This window comes from Streptomyces sp. NPDC101165 (assembly GCF_044768135.1).
In the GTDB taxonomy this organism is placed as follows: Bacteria; Actinomycetota; Actinomycetes; order Streptomycetales; family Streptomycetaceae; genus Streptomyces.
The window spans coordinates 119,593-135,233 of the sequence record NZ_JBIWPG010000013.1 but is presented as its reverse complement, the minus strand read 5'-3'; the positions used below and the strand labels follow the sequence as shown (position 1 = coordinate 135,233).

Sequence of the window (15,641 nt, the reverse complement as noted above, 5' to 3'; positions counted from 1 at the left end):
ACATCATGTCCATCAACAGGACCGCACCCCGTGTCGACGTACCGCGCGGCCTCGCGGGAGTCGTCGTCACCGACACCGAGATCGGAGACGTACGGGGGCTCGAGGGCTTCTACCACTACCGCCAGTACTCGGCCGTCGAACTCGCGCGGACCCGCGGCTTCGAAGACGTCTGGCACCTCCTCGTCCACGGTGCGCTCCCGGACGCGGAGCGCCGCGCCGCCTTCACCGCCGAGACCGCGCGACTGCGCCGGCTGCCCGAGGAGGTCCGCGCGGCCCTCCCCGCCATAGCGGCGGCGAGCCGCATCTCCGGACCGCTGGCCGGGCTGCGCACGGCGCTGTCGCTGCTGGGCGCGGCGCAGGGGTTCCGGCCGGTGTACGACATCGACGCCGACCGGCGCCGCGCGGACACCGTCGCCGTCTGCGCGGCCGTACCGACCCTGCTGACCGCGCTCCACCGGCTGGGGCAGGGCCTCGACGCGGTGGAGCCGCGCGAGGACCTGTCGTACGCGGCCAACTACCTCTACATGCTCACGGGTGAGGAACCGGACCCGCGGCGGGCCCGTGCGGTCGAGCAGTACCTGATCTCAACCATTGATCACGGATTCAATGCATCAACCTTCACCGCGCGGGTCATCGCCTCCACGGGTGCCGACGTGGCGGCCTGCCTGGTCGGGGCCGTGGGTGCACTGTCCGGGCCGCTGCACGGCGGGGCGCCCAGCCGCGCCCTCGACACCCTGGACGCGATCGGAACGCCCGACCGCATCGACTCCTGGATCCGGGAGCGGGTGCTTGCCGGCGACCGCATCATGGGCTTCGGGCATGCCATCTACCGCACGGAGGACCCCCGTTCGCGGATGCTGCGCGAGATCGCCCAGGGCTTCGGAGGTACACGCGTCGCCTTCGCCGTCGAGGTCGAGCGGCAGGTCGAGGCGATCCTCGCCGAGCTGAAGCCCGGCCGCGAACTGCACACGAACGTCGAGTTCTACGCGGGCGTGGTCATGGAACTGTGCGGCCTGCCCCGGGAGATGTTCACCCCCACCTTCGCGGCGGCCCGAGTGGTGGGCTGGAGCGCCAACATCCTGGAGCAGGCGGAGGACTCGAAGATCATCCGGCCGATTGCGAGGTACGTGGGCCCGGAGCCGCCGGTCGCGGTGCCGGCACAACTCTGAGGGACCCCCGCAAGCCGTCGGCGCCCGGCCCGGTGTGCACGCGGGCCCCGGCGGCGCCGCTCCCCGGGACGCCCCGCTCTTATCCTGGTCCGGCAGTCGGTCCACGTGAGAGAGGGCGCCCGTTGGGCAACAGCCGTACCCCGCAGCAGATCCCCGTCGTCGTGCTCGCCGGATTCCTCGGCTCGGGGAAGACCACGCTCCTCAATCACCTGCTGCACCGCAGCGGAGGCAGCCGCATCGGGGCGATCGTCAACGACTTCGGGGCCATCGAGATCGACGCCATGGCCGTCGCCGGCGCCCTCGGCGACTCGACCGTCTCGCTCGGCAACGGCTGTCTGTGCTGTGCGGTCGACGCGAGCGAACTCGACGTCTATCTGGAGCGGCTCGCCGCGCCCGACGCAGGCATGGACGTCATCGTCATCGAGGCCAGCGGCCTCGCCGAGCCGCAGGAACTCGTGCGGATGGTGCTCGCCAGCGAGCATCCCGGCATCGTCTACGGCGGCCTCGTCGAGGTCGTCGACGCCGCCGAGTTCGACGGCACCCGGGCCCGCCACCCCGAGATCGACCGGCACCTCGCCCTCGCCGACCTCGTCGTGGTCAACAAGCTCGACCGGGTGCCGGACGCCGACCGCGTCCTCGGCCTGGTCCGCTCGCTCACCGAGCGGGCCGCCGTCGTCCCCACCACCTACGGCCGCATCGACCCGGAGTTCCTCTTCGACTGCCGCCCCAGCGAGGAGCGCATCGGGCAGCTGTCCTTCGACGACCTGCACGAGCACGGCGGCGACGACCACCGCCACCTGCACACCGGCTACGACAGCCTGTCCTTCACCTCCGACGCGCCGATGGAGCCCCGTCGGCTGATGCGGTTCCTGGACAGCCGTCCGGAGGGGCTGTACCGGATCAAGGGGTACGTGGACTTCGGGCCGCACGACACCGTCAACCGGTACGCCGTCCATGCCGTCGGCCCGTTCCTGCGCTTCTACCCCGAACCGTGGCCGCCCGCCGACGCCCGCCGCACCCAGCTCGTGCTGATCGGCTCCGGCATCGAGGCGGACACCCTCGGCAAGGAGCTGGAGGGGTGCAAGAACGACGCCCCACACGCCGACGAGCACGGCATGTGGGGCGTCCTGCGGTACGTACCGGGCTCCGAGGAGGAGCCCGACGCAGTGGCGTACGAGGGCTAGAACACCGGTCCCGCGACCACCGACACCGTCTTCGCCAGCGACGTGCCCGAGCCGTCCCGGCGCGGGTCCGGCTCCGGCAGCTCCGCCGGGGTGCCGTTCTTCTGGGCCGCCCGGGCCGGGACGGGACCCGCCCAGGCCAGCGACAGGCAGTCCTCGCCCTTCAGGAACCGCTGGCAGCGCACGCCACCGGTGGCCCGGCCCTTGCGCGGGTACTGGTCGAACGGAGTCAGCTTGGCCGTCGTCTGCACGGAGTCGTCCAGCGTGCCGCGCGAGCCCGCCACCGTGAAGACCACCGCGTCGGCTGCCGGGTCGACCGCCGTGAACGAGATGACCTTCGCGCCCTCGGTGAGCTTGATGCCGGCCATACCGCCGGCCGGACGGCCCTGCGGGCGGACGATGGAGGCCTGGAAACGCAGCAGCTGCGCGTCGTCCGTGATGAACACCAGGTCCTCCTCGCCGGTGCGCAGCTCCACCGCGCCGACGATCCGGTCGCCCTCCTTGAGCGCGATGACCTCCAACTCGTCCTTGTTGGACGGGTAGTCGGGCACCACACGCTTGACGACACCCTGCTCGGTGCCGAGCGCCAGCCCCGGGGACGACTCGTCCAGCGTGATCAGGCAGACCACCGTCTCGTCGTCCTCCAGCGAGACGAACTCCGCCAGCGGTGCTCCTCCGGCGAGGTTCGGCGCGGTCGCCGTCCCGGGCAGCTGCGGCAGGTCGACCACGTTGATCCGCAGCAGGCGGCCCGCCGAGGTCACCGCGCCGATCTCACCGCGCGCGGTCGCCGGGACCGCCGAGACGATCACGTCGTGCTTGGTGCGCCGGGCGTCGGCGTCCTCCGCGAACGGCTCGTTGTCCGCCGTACGGGCCAGCAGCCCCGTGGAGGACAGCAGCACCCGGCACGGGTCGTCGGCGACCTGCAGCGGGACGGTGGCCACCGGCGCGCCGGCCGACTCCAGCAGGACCGTGCGCCGGTCGGTGCCGAACTGCTTGGCCACGGCGGCCAGTTCGGTCGAGACCAGCTTGCGCAGCTCCGTGTCCGAATCCAGGATCCGGGTCAGCTCCGCGATCTCCGCAGTGAGCTTCTCCTTCTCCGACTCCAGCTCGATGCGGTCGTACTTGGTGAGTCGGCGCAGCGGCGTGTCGAGGATGTACTGCGTCTGGACCTGGCTCAGCGAGAACCGCTCCATCAGGCGCTCCTTGGCCTGCGCGGAGTTCTCGCTGGAGCGGATCAGCCGAATGACCTCGTCGATGTCGACCAGCGCGGTCAGCAGACCCTCGACCAGGTGCAGACGGTCACGGCGCTTGCCGCGGCGGAACTCGCTGCGGCGCCGCACGACGTTGAAGCGGTGGTCGAGGTAGACCTCCAGCAGCTCCTTCAGGCCCAGGGTGAGCGGCTGCCCGTCCACCAGGGCCACGTTGTTGATGCCGAAGGACTCCTCCATCGGAGTGAGCTTGTACAGCTGCTCCAGGATCGCCTCCGGCACGAAGCCGTTCTTGATCTCGATGACCAGACGCAGGCCGTGCTCGCGGTCGGTGAGGTCCTTGACGTCGGCGATGCCCTGGACCTTCTTCGCGTTGACCAGGTCCTTGATCTTGGCGATCACCTTCTCCGGACCGACCGTGAACGGCAGTTCGGTGATGACCAGGCCCTTGCGGCGGGCGGTCACGGCCTCGATCGAGACCGTCGCGCGCATCTTGAAGGTGCCGCGGCCCGAGGCGTAGGCGTCCCGGATGCCGTCCAGGCCGACGATCCGGCCGCCGGTGGGCAGGTCGGGACCCGGGACGTGCCGCATCAGCGCGTCCAGGTCGGCGTTCGGGAACCTGATCAGATGGCGGGCGGCCGCGATGACTTCGCGCAGGTTGTGCGGCGGCATGTTCGTCGCCATGCCGACCGCGATGCCCGAGGAGCCGTTGACGAGCAGGTTCGGGAAGGCGGCGGGCAGCGCCACCGGCTCCTGCTCCTGGCCGTCGTAGTTGGGCGTGAAGTCGACCGTGTCCTCGTCGATCGACTCCGTCATCAGGCTCGTCGCAGAGGCCATCCGGCACTCGGTGTACCGCATGGCGGCCGGCGGGTCGTCGTTGCCCAGCGAGCCGAAGTTGCCGTGGCCGTCGACCAGCGGGAGGCGCATCGAGAACGGCTGGGCCATGCGCACCAGGGCGTCGTAGATCGACGCGTCGCCGTGCGGGTGCAGCTTGCCCATGACCTCGCCGACGACCCGGGCGCACTTCACGTAGGCACGGTCGGGGCGCACGCCCATCTCGTTCATCTGGTACACGATCCGGCGGTGCACCGGCTTGAGGCCGTCACGGGCGTCCGGCAGAGCGCGCGAGTAGATGACCGAGTACGCGTACTCAAGGTAGGAGCCACGCATCTCGTCCACGACGTCGATGTCGAGGATCTTCTCCTCGTACGAGTCGTCGGGCGGCGGGGTCTTCGTGCTGCGGCGGGCCATCCTGCCTGGCTCCTTGCTGAAGCGTTTGACGGATCTGACGCGGACCATTGTGGACCGAGGCACTGACAACCCGGGCCACGACCCGGTCCGTGCGGTTCTGCCCGGTGCCGGAAAGCCGTCCCAGGGCACGCCTGACGCAGGCTACGCGATCCGCTGTGGGCGTACGTCCGGCGGGAACTTCGCCGAGGCCCCGCACGCTTTGCATACAGTGGCAGGACCGGCAGGAAATCAGCGGTTTCGACGACCGCCTCCGCTCGCGAAGGGACGTACATGCCCATGGGTCACACGACCACAGCCGAGGCAGGCTCCGGGGGCCTGACAGCGACCGAGCACCGCCTGGCCAACGGTCTGCGCGTGGTGCTCTCCGAGGACCACCTGACCCCGGTGGCAGCGGTGTGCCTCTGGTACGACGTCGGCTCCCGCCACGAAGTCAAGGGACGCACCGGCCTGGCTCACCTTTTCGAGCACCTGATGTTCCAGGGGTCGGCGCAGGTCAAGGGAAACGGCCACTTCGAGCTGGTGCAGGGCGCCGGCGGCTCCCTGAACGGCACCACCAGCTTCGAGCGCACCAACTACTTCGAGACCATGCCCACCCACCAGCTGGAGCTCGCTCTCTGGCTGGAGGCAGACCGCATGGGCTCCCTGCTCACCGCCCTGGACGACGAGTCCATGGAGAACCAGCGGGACGTCGTCAAGAACGAGCGCCGCCAGCGCTACGACAACGTGCCCTACGGCACCGCGTTCGAGAAACTGACCGCCCTCGCCTACCCGCAGGGCCACCCCTACCACCACACGCCGATCGGCTCGATGGCGGACCTGGACGCGGCCACCCTGGAGGACGCGCGCCAGTTCTTCCGCACCTACTACGCGCCCAACAACGCGGTGCTCTCCGTGGTCGGCGACATCGACCCCGTGCAGACCCTCGCCTGGATCGAGAAGTACTTCGGGTCGATCTCCTCCCACGACGGCAAGCCCGAGCCCCGCGACGGCTCCCTGCCCGAGATCATCGGGGAGCAGCTGCGCGAGGTCGTCGAGGAGGAGGTCCCGGCGCGCGCCCTGATGGCCGCCTACCGGCTCCCGCAGGACGGCACCCGCAAGGCGGACGCGGCCGACCTCGCCCTGACCGTCCTCGGCGGCGGCGAGTCCTCCCGCCTGTACAACCGGCTCGTGCGCCGCGACCGCACGGCCGTCGCGGCCGGCTTCGGTCTGCTGCGCCTGGCCGGCGCGCCCTCGCTCGGCTGGCTGGACGTGAAGACCTCCGGTGACGTCGAGGTGCCGGTGATCGAGACCGCGATCGACGAGGAGCTGGCCCGCTTCGCCGAGGAGGGCCCCACGGCCGAGGAGATGGAGCGCGCCCAGGCCCAGTTGGAGCGCGAGTGGCTGGACCGGCTCGGCACGGTCGCCGGCCGCGCCGACGAACTGTGCCGGTTCGCCGTCCTGTTCGGCGATCCGCAGCTCGCCCTGACCGCCGTCCAGCGCGTCCTCGAGGTGACCCGCGAGGAGGTCCAGGAGGTCGCCAAGGCCTGTCTGCGCCCCGACAACCGCGCGGTCCTCGTCTACGAGCCGAAGCACCCGGAGACCGTCCAGGACGCCGACGTCCCCGAGGACCCGGAGCAGGAAGCCACCGTAGAGGCCGGCAACGACAACGAGGAGACGGCCAAGTGACCGAGCTCGCCACGATGGACTTCCACCCCCAGCCGCAGCCGGGCGAGGCCAGGCCGTGGGCGTTCCCCGCTCCCGAGCGCGGCACGCTGGACAACGGCCTGACCGTGCTGCGCTGCCACCGCCCCGGCCAGCAGGTCGTCGCCGTCGAGGTGCTGCTGGACGCGCCCCTGGACGCCGAGCTGCCCGCCCTGGAGGGCGTCGCCACGATCATGGCGCGGGCCTTCTCGGAGGGCACCGACAAGCACTCCGCCGAGGAGTTCGCCGCCGAGCTGGAGCGGGCCGGCGCCACGCTCGACGCGCACGCCGACCACCCCGGCGTCCGCCTCAGCCTGGAGGTCCCGGTCTCCCGCCTGGCCAAGGGCCTCGGCCTGCTCGCCGACGCCCTGCGCGCGCCCGCCTTCGACGACAGCGAGGTCGAGCGGCTGGTCCGCAACCGCCTGGACGAGATCCCGCACGAGCTGGCCAACCCGGCCCGCCGCGCCGCCAAGGAGCTCTCCAAGGAGCTGTTCCCGGCGACCTCGCGCATGTCGCGGCCGCGCCAGGGCACCGAGGAGACGGTCGAGAAGATCGACGCGGCGGCCGTACGCGCCTTCTACGACCGCCATGTGCGGCCCGCCACGGCCACCGTGGTCGTGGTCGGCGACCTCACCGGCACCGACCTGGACGAGCTGCTCGCCGACACCCTGGGCGCCTGGACGGGCACCCCGGCCGCGCCGCGGCCCGTGCCGCCGGTGAGCGCCGACGACACCGGCCGGGTGGTCATCGTCGACCGGCCCGGCGCCGTCCAGACCCAGCTGCTCATCGGCCGGATCGGGCCCGACCGGCACGACCGCGTGTGGCCCGCCCAGGTGCTCGGCACCTACTGCCTCGGCGGCACCCTCACCTCCCGCCTGGACCGCGTCCTGCGCGAGGAGAAGGGCTACACCTACGGCGTGCGCTCCTTCGGGCAGGTCCTGCGCTCCGCGCCGGACGGCACGGGCGCCGCGATGCTCGCCATCAGCGGCTCCGTGGACACCCCGAACACCGGTCCCGCGCTGCAGGACCTGTGGACGGTGCTGCGCACGCTCGCGGCGGAGGGCCTGACCGACGCCGAGCGGGACGTCGCCGTGCAGAACCTGGTCGGTGTGGCGCCGCTGAAGTACGAGACCGCGGCGGCCGTCGCGAGCACGCTGGCGGACCAGGTCGAGCAGCACCTGCCCGACGACTTCCAGGCGACTCTGTATCAGCAGCTCGCCGGCACCGGCACCGTGGAGGCCACCGCGGCGGTCATCAACGCCTTCCCGGTGGACCGCCTGGTGACCGTCCTCGTCGGTGACGCGGCCGAGATCAAGGCACCGATCGAGGCGCTCGGCATCGGCGAAGTCACCGTCGTGGCAGCCGAGTAGAGGCTGTACGGCGCCCCGCGCGCGTGGGGCCCTGACGATCCGACGGGTCGTCAGGGCCCTTTGTTGTGCGCAGCCCTTCCCCAGATGTCCGAATTGGGGCAGAGGTTGCCTGTCTGACCTGTGGGATGCGCTACAAAAGCCCGGATCCGTTTGGGGATCGAAAGTCGGGCCGCATAGCGTCGACCGGGCTGTTCGTCAGGCAGTGCGCCGCGCCCGCGGCACCGGACAGTCATCGCCGAGTCCCCCTACGGCGCGAGCCAGGGGAGCCGGGGACCCACGCAGTCCCTGGGGTGAATCGGACGCCCGCGCACCTGCGAGGGGGTCCGTAGGAGACCTTCCTGCTCCGAACCCGTCAGCTAACCCGGTAGGCGAGAGGGAAGGAAAGGACCAGCCACTTCATGGCGTTCATGTACGCCACCGGGAAGCACCGCAAGCCCGGCCGGGTCAAGCGCACCACCGTTCAGGCGGCCGGTGTCGCGGCCCTCACCACCACCGGTGTCGTCGGCACCCTGGCGGCCTCCCCGGCGCTCGCCGCGGACAACTCCGTCGAGGACACCGGCCTCACCCCGGTCATCACCGTCAGCGACACGGTGGCCGAGCAGATCGACGCCCAGGCCGAGGCCCAGCTGGTGGCCGCCCGGCAGAAGGCGGCCGAGGAGGCCGCGGCCAAGGTGGCCGCCGAGGAGGCGAAGAAGGAGCGCGAGGCCCAGGCCCGCGCCGCGCGAGAGGCCGAACGCAAGCGCCTGAACGCGTTCGTCGCCCCGATCGCGCACTCGTACGTCTCCACCGGCTACAAGGCCAGCAGCTCCCTGTGGTCCTCCGGTTCCCACACCGGCATCGACTTCCACGCGGCCAGCGGGACGTCCGTCCACGCGGTCGGCGCCGGCACGGTCGTCTCCACCGGCTGGGGCGGCGCGTACGGCAACCAGATCGTGATCCGGATGGCCGACGGCATGTACACCCAGTACGGCCACCTGTCGTCCATCGGCGTCGTCGTGGGCCAGAAGGTCCTCCCGGGCCAGCAGATCGGCCTGTCCGGCGCGACCGGCAACGTCACCGGACCGCATCTGCACTTCGAGGCCCGTACGACCCCCGAGTACGGCTCGGACGTCGACCCGATCGCCTATCTCCGTCAGCACGGCGTGAACGTCTGACGCTCCGGCGCACGACATCCCGAAGCCCCGGCTCACGAGCCGGGGCTTTCGCCGTTTTTCGCAGCGCCTGCGGCATCCGCTGTCCAAAAAATATCCATGGATTCCGGCCTCCCGTCGGAAATTCCGGCTCATTGCAATAGAGTCACGGAACACACGTCCATCGTCGACGTTTCACGGGGATTAAGGCGGAGGTCGGTCATGCGTATTCCGGCGCACTCGGTGTGCACGGCGATCCGGGACGACATCGTCGCGGGTGTCTACGAGCGCGGCGGCCGCCTCACCGAGGAAGTCCTCGCCCGCCGCTACGGCGTCTCGCGCGTCCCCGTCCGTGAGGCCCTGCGCACCCTGGAGGCGGAGGGCTTCGTGGTGACCCGGCGGCACGCGGGCGCGTGCGTGGCCGAGCCGACCGAGCAGGAGGCCGCCGACCTGCTGGAGATGCGCACGCTCCTGGAGCCGCTCGGCGCCTCCCGGGCCGCCCAGCGGCGCACCGAGGCCCATCTGAAGGTGCTGCGGGGGCTGGTCCGGCTGGGCCAGGAGCGGGCCAGGCGGGGCAACAGCGACGATCTGCGCTCGCTGGGCGGCTGGTTCCACGAGACGCTGGCGCAGGCCTCCGGAAGCCCCTCGCTGTCCTCGATGCTGACCCAGCTGCGGCACAAGATCGCCTGGATGTACACGGTGGAGGCGCCGCCGAGTCCGGTGGACTCCTGGGCGGAGCACGGCGCGATCGTGGACGCGGTGGCACGCGGCGACAGCGAGCGCGCGCGGGCGATAACGGCGATGCACACCGAGCGCGCGACGGGTGCGCACCGGTTGCGGTTCACCTCGGGCGGGGACCGTTCCGAGCGTGTGAGGAACTCGCAACACGCCGTAAACATGCCGAGCCTGCGGCATTAACACGGGCGCCGTATACAAAGAGGAGATATTCGGTGGGCGGGTATTTTCGCTGCCCTTTTCCCGGCGCGCCGTGAATTCACGGTCGTGTGCCCCCGGTGTGCCTGCGGTGAATTCTCCGGACCGGGCGCCAAAAACGCGGAAGCCGCGCCACCCGGAAAGGGTGACGCGGCTTCATGGCATACCTCAGACGGTCTCGGGGAGCTCTTCCAGGCCCTCGGAGACCAGCTTGGCCAGACGGTCCAGGGCGATGTCCGCGCCCTCGGCGTCGGAGGCGAGGACGATCTCCTCGCCGCCCTGGGCGCCCAGGCCCAGGACAGCCAGCATGGAGGCCGCGTTGACGGGGTTGCCGTCAGCCTTGGCGATCGTCACCGGGACACCTGTGGCCGTGGCGGCCCGGACGAAGATGGAGGCGGGACGGGCGTGGAGGCCCTCGGCCCAGCCGACGTTGACGCGGCGCTCAGCCATGTGTTGCTGCCCTTCGGTGTTCAGGGTTGTCTAGACCAGTTTCCCATATCGCGAAGCGTGCCCGGAGCGGTCCTTCGTCCCGCTCCGGTGTGACATCGGACCGCGGCCTCGGTCCGGCTTCCGTCCTCCACAGACTGCCTCGCGCCGTTGTCGTACGCGAGCCTTACTCTGGGGCCCATGCAGAGCCCGGCGGACCGGCAGGACCGGCACGAGTACCCCGCCCACTGGGAGGCGGACGTGGTGCTGCGCGACGGGGGTACCGCGCGCATCCGGCCCATCACCGTTGATGACGCCGACCGCCTCGTCAGCTTCTACGAGCAGGTCTCGGACGAGTCGAAGTACTACCGCTTCTTCGCGCCCTACCCACGACTCTCCGCCAAGGACGTCCACCGCTTCACTCACCACGACTTTGTGGACAGGGTGGGACTTGCCGCCACGATCGGCGGCGAGTTCATCGCCACCGTACGCTATGACCGGATTGGTGCCGACGGTCTGCCCGCCTCCGCGCCCGCCGACGAGGCCGAGGTCGCCTTCCTGGTGCAGGACGCCCACCAGGGCCGCGGGGTCGCCTCGGCCCTCCTGGAGCACATCGCCGCCGTCGCCCGCGAGCGCGGGATCCGCCGCTTCGCCGCCGAGGTGCTGCCCGCCAACAACAAGATGATCAAGGTGTTCACGGACGCCGGGTACACGCAGAAGCGCAGCTTCGAGGACGGCGTCGTACGCCTGGAGTTCGACCTCGAGCCCACCGACCGCTCCCTCGCGGTACAGCGAGCACGGGAGCAGCGCGCCGAGGCCCGTTCGGTACGGCGGCTGCTGGCACCCGGCTCCGTCGCGGTCGTCGGCGTCGGCCGCACGCCCGGCGGGGTGGGCCGCAGCGTCCTCGGCAACATCCGGGAAGCCGGCCATCCCGGCCGTCTGTACGCCGTGAACAAGGCCTTCCCCGAGGACCTCAAGGACGTCGACGGGGTGCCCGCACACCGCTCGGTGCGGGACATCGAGGGCCCGGTGGACCTCGCCGTCGTCGCCGTACCGGCCGAGCACGTGCCCGCGGTCGTCTCCGAGTGCGGCGAGCACGGGGTGCAGGGACTGGTCGTCCTGTCCGCCGGGTACGCCGAGAGCGGGCCCGAGGGGCGCGAGCGGCAACGGGCCCTGGTCCAGCTCGCGCGCGCGTATGGCATGCGGATCATCGGCCCGAACGCCTTCGGTGTCATCAACACCGCGCCGGACGTCCTGCTGAACGCCTCGCTCGCCCCAGAGATGCCCCGCCCGGGCCGCATCGGCCTGTTCACACAGTCGGGGGCCATCGGCATCGCGCTGCTGTCCCGGCTGCACCGGCGCGGGGGCGGCGTCACCGGGGTCACCGGGGTGTCCACCTTCGTGTCCGCCGGGAACCGGGCCGACGTGTCCGGCAACGACGTCCTCCAGTACTGGTACGACGACCCGGAGACCGACGTCGTCCTGATGTACCTGGAGTCCATCGGCAACCCGCGCAAGTTCACCCGCCTCGCCCGGCGCACGGCGGCGGCGAAGCCGCTGGTCGTGGTGCAGGGCGTCGGCTCCGCTCCGCAGGGGCACGCGGTACGGGCCACCCGGCTGCCGCACGCGACCGTCTCCGCTCTGCTGCGGCAGGCCGGGGTGATCCGGGTCGACACCATCACCGAACTGGTCGACGCGGGGCTGCTGCTCGCCCGGCAGCCGCTGCCCGCGGGGCCGCGCGTGGCGATCGTCGGGAACTCCGAGTCGCTGGGGGTGCTGACGTACGACCGCTGTCTCGCGGAGGGGCTGCGGCCGTCGCCGCCGCTGGACCTGACGACCGGGGCGACGGCGGAGGACTTCCATCGGGCGTTGTCGCGGGCGCTGGCGGACGAGACGTGTGACGCCGTCGTCGTCACGGCGATCCCCGCGATCGGAGAGGGGTCGCCGGGGGACGCGGAGCTGGCGGAGGCGCTTCGGTCGGCCGCGGCCGCCGTTCCGGGTAAGCCGGTCCTCGTGGTGCACGTGGAGCTCGGTGGGCTTGCGGAGGCGTTGTCGGCTGCGGCCAGTACGTCACCACAGGCCCTCGCGAAGGCACCCGGGGTTGAGGGCGGCGCCCACCCGTTCCACCCCGCGGACCGACTGCCCACCGAGGCGGCGGCCGCACCCGAAAGCCCCGAAAGTCCCACCCCCGAAGGCGCCGACTCCCGCCTCATCCCCGCCTACCCCGCCGCCGAGCGCGCCGTCCGGGCCCTTGCCGAAGCCGTGAAATACGGGCAGTGGCGACGGGAGGCCGCCGATCCGGGCAAGGTGCCGGAGTACGACGACATCGACGAGAAGGGGGCGGCCGAGCTGATCGGAGGGCTGCTGGAGCGTGGGCAGGGACTCACGATCGGGCAGGCGGAGACCTGCGAGCTGCTCGAGAAGTACGGCATCCACGTGCGCCGGGCGCTGGCCGCCCCCACCCCGGACGCCGCCGCCGAGGCCGCCCGCGCCCTCGGCTACCCCGTGGCCCTCAAGGCCACTGCCCCGCACCTCAGGCACCGGGCCGACCTGGGCGGCGTACGCCTCGACCTGGCGGACGAGGAGCAACTGCGGAGGGCCTACGCCGAGTTGACCGAGCTGTTCGGGCCGCCCGAGGAGCTGCGGCCGGTGGTTCAGGGGATGGCGCCCCGGGGCGTCGACACGGTCGTACGGGCGGTGATCGATCCGGCTGCCGGAGCCGTGCTGTCCTTCGGCCTCGCCGGGGCCGCCTCGCAGCTGCTCGGGGACATGGCGCACCGGCTGATCCCGGTCACCGACCGGGAGGCGACCTCGCTGGTGCGGTCCATCCGGACCGCGCCGCTGCTGTTCGGCTGGCGCGGCTCCACACCCGTGGACACGCCCGCGCTGGAGGAGCTGCTGCTGCGGGTGTCCCGGCTGGTGGACGACCACCCCGAGGTCGTCGCCGTCACGCTGGAGCCGGTCGTCGTCGCCCAGCACGGCGTGAGCGTCCTCGGCGCCACCCTGCGGCTCGCCCCGCCACCCGCCCGCGACGACCTCGGCCCGCGCACACTGCCGGCCTACTGAGAGGGAGGGGGACCGCATGGAGATCGCCGGCCACCGGCTGCCCGAGGGCAGCTGGTGGGACTGGGAAGTGATCGTCCGGGACGGCGGGTGGCTGCGGCTGGCCGCCGGGTACGACCTCACCTACCACCACGGCCTGGAGCTGGTCTTCGGCGCCCCGCTCGTCTCCTGCCCGCCCAGCTTCCAGGACCCCGTCTTCCGCGCCCCCACGGCCGAGGAGACCGCGAGCCTGGTGCGCGCCCTGGGCGAAGCACCGCCCGTCGTCGTCGCGTTCGAAGCGGATGCCGGCGGGCGCGAACGCCTCTCCTGTCTGATCGCCGCCGAGAGCCTGGACATCCTGTCCGGGGTCGTCCCGCGGCAATCGCGCACGGGTGCGAAGGCCGCCACAGGTGCGCACGACTGGCCCGGACCCCCCTTGCCCACGGATTAAGATGGACGCCATGGCCAAGACCAGTACGACGACCCAGGGGCTGCGCACGGCGATCGAGCGCAGCGGCTACTACCCGGCCCTCGTTTCCGAGGCGGTGGAGGCCGCTGTGGGCGGCGAGCCGATCCGGTCGTACCTGGTCCACCAGGAGACGACGTTCGACCAGAACGAGGTGCGGCGGCATGTGACCGTGCTCGTCCTCACCGGCAACCGGTTCATCGTCAGCCACACCGACGAGCAGGCCGCCGACAGCACCTCCCCGACGCCGTACGCCACGACGTCCACGGAGTCCGTGAAGCTCGGCCGGATCTCGTCGGTCGTGGTCAGCCGGGTCGTCGCGAACCCGGAGCAGTACACGCCGGGCACGCTGCCCCGCGAGGTCGTGCTGACCATCGGCTGGGGCGCGGTCAGCCGTATCGACCTGGAGCCCGCCGCCTGCGGCGACCCCAACTGCGAGGCCGACCACGGCTACACGGGCAACTCCACGGCGGACGACCTCAGCCTGCGCGTCAGCGAGGCCGGGGACGGCCCGGAGACGGTGCGCCAGACGCTCGCCTTCGCGCAGGCCATTTCCGAGGCGACCGCGGACATCACGCGCTAATGGCCCAGACTTACTCCTGGGACCACCCGGAACCGCTCGCCCTGGACACCGCGCCGCTGCCCGAGTACGGCAGCGGCTCCCTCGCCGACCTCCTCCCGACCCTGGCCGCAGGCCTCGGTGTCCCCGGCACGACCGCCACGATCACGGAACTGACCCCGGTGGACCGGGCCTGTGTCTTCCTGGTCGACGGGCTCGGCTGGGAGCAGCTCCGGGCGCACCCCGACGAGGCTCCCTTCCTCACCTCGCTGCTCGGCAGCTCGCGCGGCGGCACCGGACGCCCGCTCACCGCCGGCTACCCGGCGACCACCGCGACCTCCCTGGCCTCCGTCGGCACCGGCCTGCCCCCGGGCGCCCACGGACTGCCCGGCTACACCGTCCGCAACCCGGCCACCGGCCAGCTGATGAACCAGCTCCGCTGGCAGCCGTACACCGACCCCCGCCCCTGGCAGCCGTACCCCACGGTCTTCCAGCTGGCGCACGAGGCCGGGGTGCACTCCGCCCAGGTGTCCTCGCCCACCTTCCAGCACACCCCGCTGACCAAGATCGCGCTCAGCGGAGGCACCTTCCACGGACGGCTCACCGGCGAGGACCGTATGGACCTCGCCGCCGAGCAACTGGCCGCCGGTGACCGCTCCCTGGTGTACACGTACTACGCCGAGCTGGACGGTGCCGGACACCGTTACGGCGTCGCCTCCGACACCTGGCGCGGACAGCTCATGTGCGTCGACCGGCTCGCCCAGCGCCTCGCCGAGCAGCTGCCCCCGCGCAGCGCCCTGTACGTCACCGCCGACCACGGCATGGTCGACGTCCCCTTCGACGAGCAGCACCGCATCGACTTCGACGAGGACTGGGAGCTGCGCGCCGGAGTCGCCCTGCTCGGCGGGGAGGGGCGGGCGCGGCACGTGTACGCGGTGCCGGGCGCCGAGAACGACGTACTGACCGTCTGGCGCGAGGTGCTCGGCGAGCAGTTCTGGGTGGCCTCGCGGGACGAGGCGATCGCGGCGGGCTGGTTCGGGCCGCAGGTGGACGACCGGGTGTACGCGCGCATCGGTGACGTGGTCGCGGCCGCGCACGACGACGTCCTGATCATCGCCTCCGAGCGGGAGCCCAAGGAGTCGTCGCTGGTCGGCAACCACGGTTCGATGACCCCTGCCGAGCAGCTCGTCCCGCTGCTCGAAGTACGCTCCTGACCGTCCCTGCCC

Annotated in this window: 12 protein-coding genes and 1 riboswitch; of the genes, 10 read left to right on the top strand and 2 right to left on the bottom strand. The window is 71.7% G+C overall.

Annotation, left to right across the window (positions count from 1 at the left end; all coding sequences use genetic code 11):
* The first annotated feature begins 5 nt into the window (after nucleotides 1–5).
* Nucleotides 6–1,169: a citrate synthase/methylcitrate synthase gene (locus tag ACIRVH_RS27740; RefSeq protein ID WP_403958292.1), complete on the top strand. Its 1,164-nt coding sequence runs from the start codon at nucleotides 6–8 to the stop codon at nucleotides 1,167–1,169.
* A gap of 122 nt (nucleotides 1,170–1,291) precedes the next feature.
* Nucleotides 1,292–2,353: a CobW family GTP-binding protein gene (locus ACIRVH_RS27735; protein ID WP_403958290.1), complete on the top strand. Its 1,062-nt coding sequence runs from the start codon at nucleotides 1,292–1,294 to the stop codon at nucleotides 2,351–2,353.
* Here ACIRVH_RS27735 and ACIRVH_RS27730 read toward each other — a convergent pair.
* Nucleotides 2,350–4,809, bottom strand: coding sequence for a DNA topoisomerase (ATP-hydrolyzing) subunit A (locus ACIRVH_RS27730; RefSeq protein ID WP_403958288.1), 2,460 nt, complete (start codon nucleotides 4,807–4,809; stop codon nucleotides 2,350–2,352). The genes ACIRVH_RS27735 and ACIRVH_RS27730 overlap by 4 nt on opposite strands.
* 270 nt (nucleotides 4,810–5,079) lie before the next feature.
* Between ACIRVH_RS27730 and ACIRVH_RS27725 the strand changes: the two genes are divergently transcribed.
* From ACIRVH_RS27725 to ACIRVH_RS27710, 4 genes are all read left to right on the top strand, one after another.
* Complete coding sequence (locus tag ACIRVH_RS27725; RefSeq protein ID WP_403958286.1) at nucleotides 5,080–6,474, top strand: M16 family metallopeptidase; 1,395 nt, start codon at nucleotides 5,080–5,082, stop codon at nucleotides 6,472–6,474.
* On the top strand, nucleotides 6,471–7,859 hold the full coding sequence (locus ACIRVH_RS27720; RefSeq protein ID WP_403958284.1) for a M16 family metallopeptidase: 1,389 nt from the start codon (nucleotides 6,471–6,473) through the stop codon (nucleotides 7,857–7,859). Before ACIRVH_RS27725 ends, ACIRVH_RS27720 begins: the two co-directional genes overlap by 4 nt.
* Nucleotides 7,860–8,082: 223 nt before the next feature.
* A riboswitch (cyclic di-AMP (ydaO/yuaA leader) is annotated at nucleotides 8,083–8,245 on the top strand.
* A 12-nt stretch (nucleotides 8,246–8,257) separates the two neighbouring features.
* The gene (locus tag ACIRVH_RS27715; RefSeq protein WP_403958281.1) at nucleotides 8,258–9,013 is read left to right on the top strand and encodes a M23 family metallopeptidase; all 756 of its coding nucleotides are present in this window, start codon (nucleotides 8,258–8,260) and stop codon (nucleotides 9,011–9,013) included.
* Between the two features lie 198 nt (nucleotides 9,014–9,211).
* Nucleotides 9,212–9,907, top strand: a complete 696-nt coding sequence (locus tag ACIRVH_RS27710; RefSeq protein WP_403958278.1) for a GntR family transcriptional regulator — start codon at nucleotides 9,212–9,214, stop codon at nucleotides 9,905–9,907.
* Between the two features lie 183 nt (nucleotides 9,908–10,090).
* Here ACIRVH_RS27710 and ACIRVH_RS27705 read toward each other — a convergent pair whose 3' ends face one another.
* Nucleotides 10,091–10,372 (bottom strand): HPr family phosphocarrier protein, encoded by a 282-nt coding sequence (locus ACIRVH_RS27705; RefSeq protein WP_403958275.1) that lies wholly within the window; start codon nucleotides 10,370–10,372, stop codon nucleotides 10,091–10,093.
* A gap of 177 nt (nucleotides 10,373–10,549) precedes the next feature.
* Here ACIRVH_RS27705 and ACIRVH_RS27700 point away from each other — a divergent pair, with 177 nt between their 5' ends.
* The 4 genes from ACIRVH_RS27700 to ACIRVH_RS27685 are packed head-to-tail and all read left to right on the top strand — an operon-like array spanning nucleotide 10,550 to nucleotide 15,629.
* Nucleotides 10,550–13,414 carry a GNAT family N-acetyltransferase gene (locus ACIRVH_RS27700; RefSeq protein WP_403958272.1) on the top strand — a complete coding sequence of 955 codons (2,865 nt, stop codon included), beginning with the start codon at nucleotides 10,550–10,552 and terminating at the stop codon, nucleotides 13,412–13,414.
* 16 nt (nucleotides 13,415–13,430) lie between these two features.
* Nucleotides 13,431–13,841, top strand: a complete 411-nt coding sequence (locus ACIRVH_RS27695; RefSeq protein WP_403958269.1) for a hypothetical protein — start codon at nucleotides 13,431–13,433, stop codon at nucleotides 13,839–13,841.
* 1 nt (nucleotide 13,842) lies between these two features.
* Entirely contained in the window at nucleotides 13,843–14,439 is a 597-nt protein-coding gene (locus ACIRVH_RS27690) for a DUF5998 family protein (protein WP_145882922.1), read from the top strand.
* Nucleotides 14,439–15,629 carry an alkaline phosphatase family protein gene (locus ACIRVH_RS27685; RefSeq protein ID WP_403958266.1) on the top strand — a complete coding sequence of 397 codons (1,191 nt, stop codon included), beginning with the start codon at nucleotides 14,439–14,441 and terminating at the stop codon, nucleotides 15,627–15,629. The genes ACIRVH_RS27690 and ACIRVH_RS27685 overlap by 1 nt, the downstream gene beginning before the upstream one ends.
* The last annotated feature ends 12 nt before the right edge of the window (nucleotides 15,630–15,641 follow it).

Bases quoted from the DNA above. Each gene is read 5' to 3' on its own strand.
- ACIRVH_RS27710 (WP_403958278.1), top strand. From the start codon at position 9,212: ATGCGTATTCCGGCGCACTCGGTGTGCACGGCGATCCGGGACGACATC.
- ACIRVH_RS27685 (WP_403958266.1), top strand. From the start codon at position 14,439: ATGGCCCAGACTTACTCCTGGGACCACCCGGAACCGCTCGCCCTGGAC.
- ACIRVH_RS27725 (WP_403958286.1), top strand. From the start codon at position 5,080: ATGCCCATGGGTCACACGACCACAGCCGAGGCAGGCTCCGGGGGCCTG.
- ACIRVH_RS27730 (WP_403958288.1), bottom strand. From the start codon at position 4,809: ATGGCCCGCCGCAGCACGAAGACCCCGCCGCCCGACGACTCGTACGAG.
- ACIRVH_RS27690 (WP_145882922.1), top strand. From the start codon at position 13,843: ATGGACGCCATGGCCAAGACCAGTACGACGACCCAGGGGCTGCGCACG.
- ACIRVH_RS27705 (WP_403958275.1), bottom strand. From the start codon at position 10,372: ATGGCTGAGCGCCGCGTCAACGTCGGCTGGGCCGAGGGCCTCCACGCC.
- ACIRVH_RS27695 (WP_403958269.1), top strand. From the start codon at position 13,431: ATGGAGATCGCCGGCCACCGGCTGCCCGAGGGCAGCTGGTGGGACTGG.
- ACIRVH_RS27740 (WP_403958292.1), top strand. From the start codon at position 6: ATGTCCATCAACAGGACCGCACCCCGTGTCGACGTACCGCGCGGCCTC.
- ACIRVH_RS27700 (WP_403958272.1), top strand. From the start codon at position 10,550: ATGCAGAGCCCGGCGGACCGGCAGGACCGGCACGAGTACCCCGCCCAC.
- ACIRVH_RS27715 (WP_403958281.1), top strand. From the start codon at position 8,258: ATGGCGTTCATGTACGCCACCGGGAAGCACCGCAAGCCCGGCCGGGTC.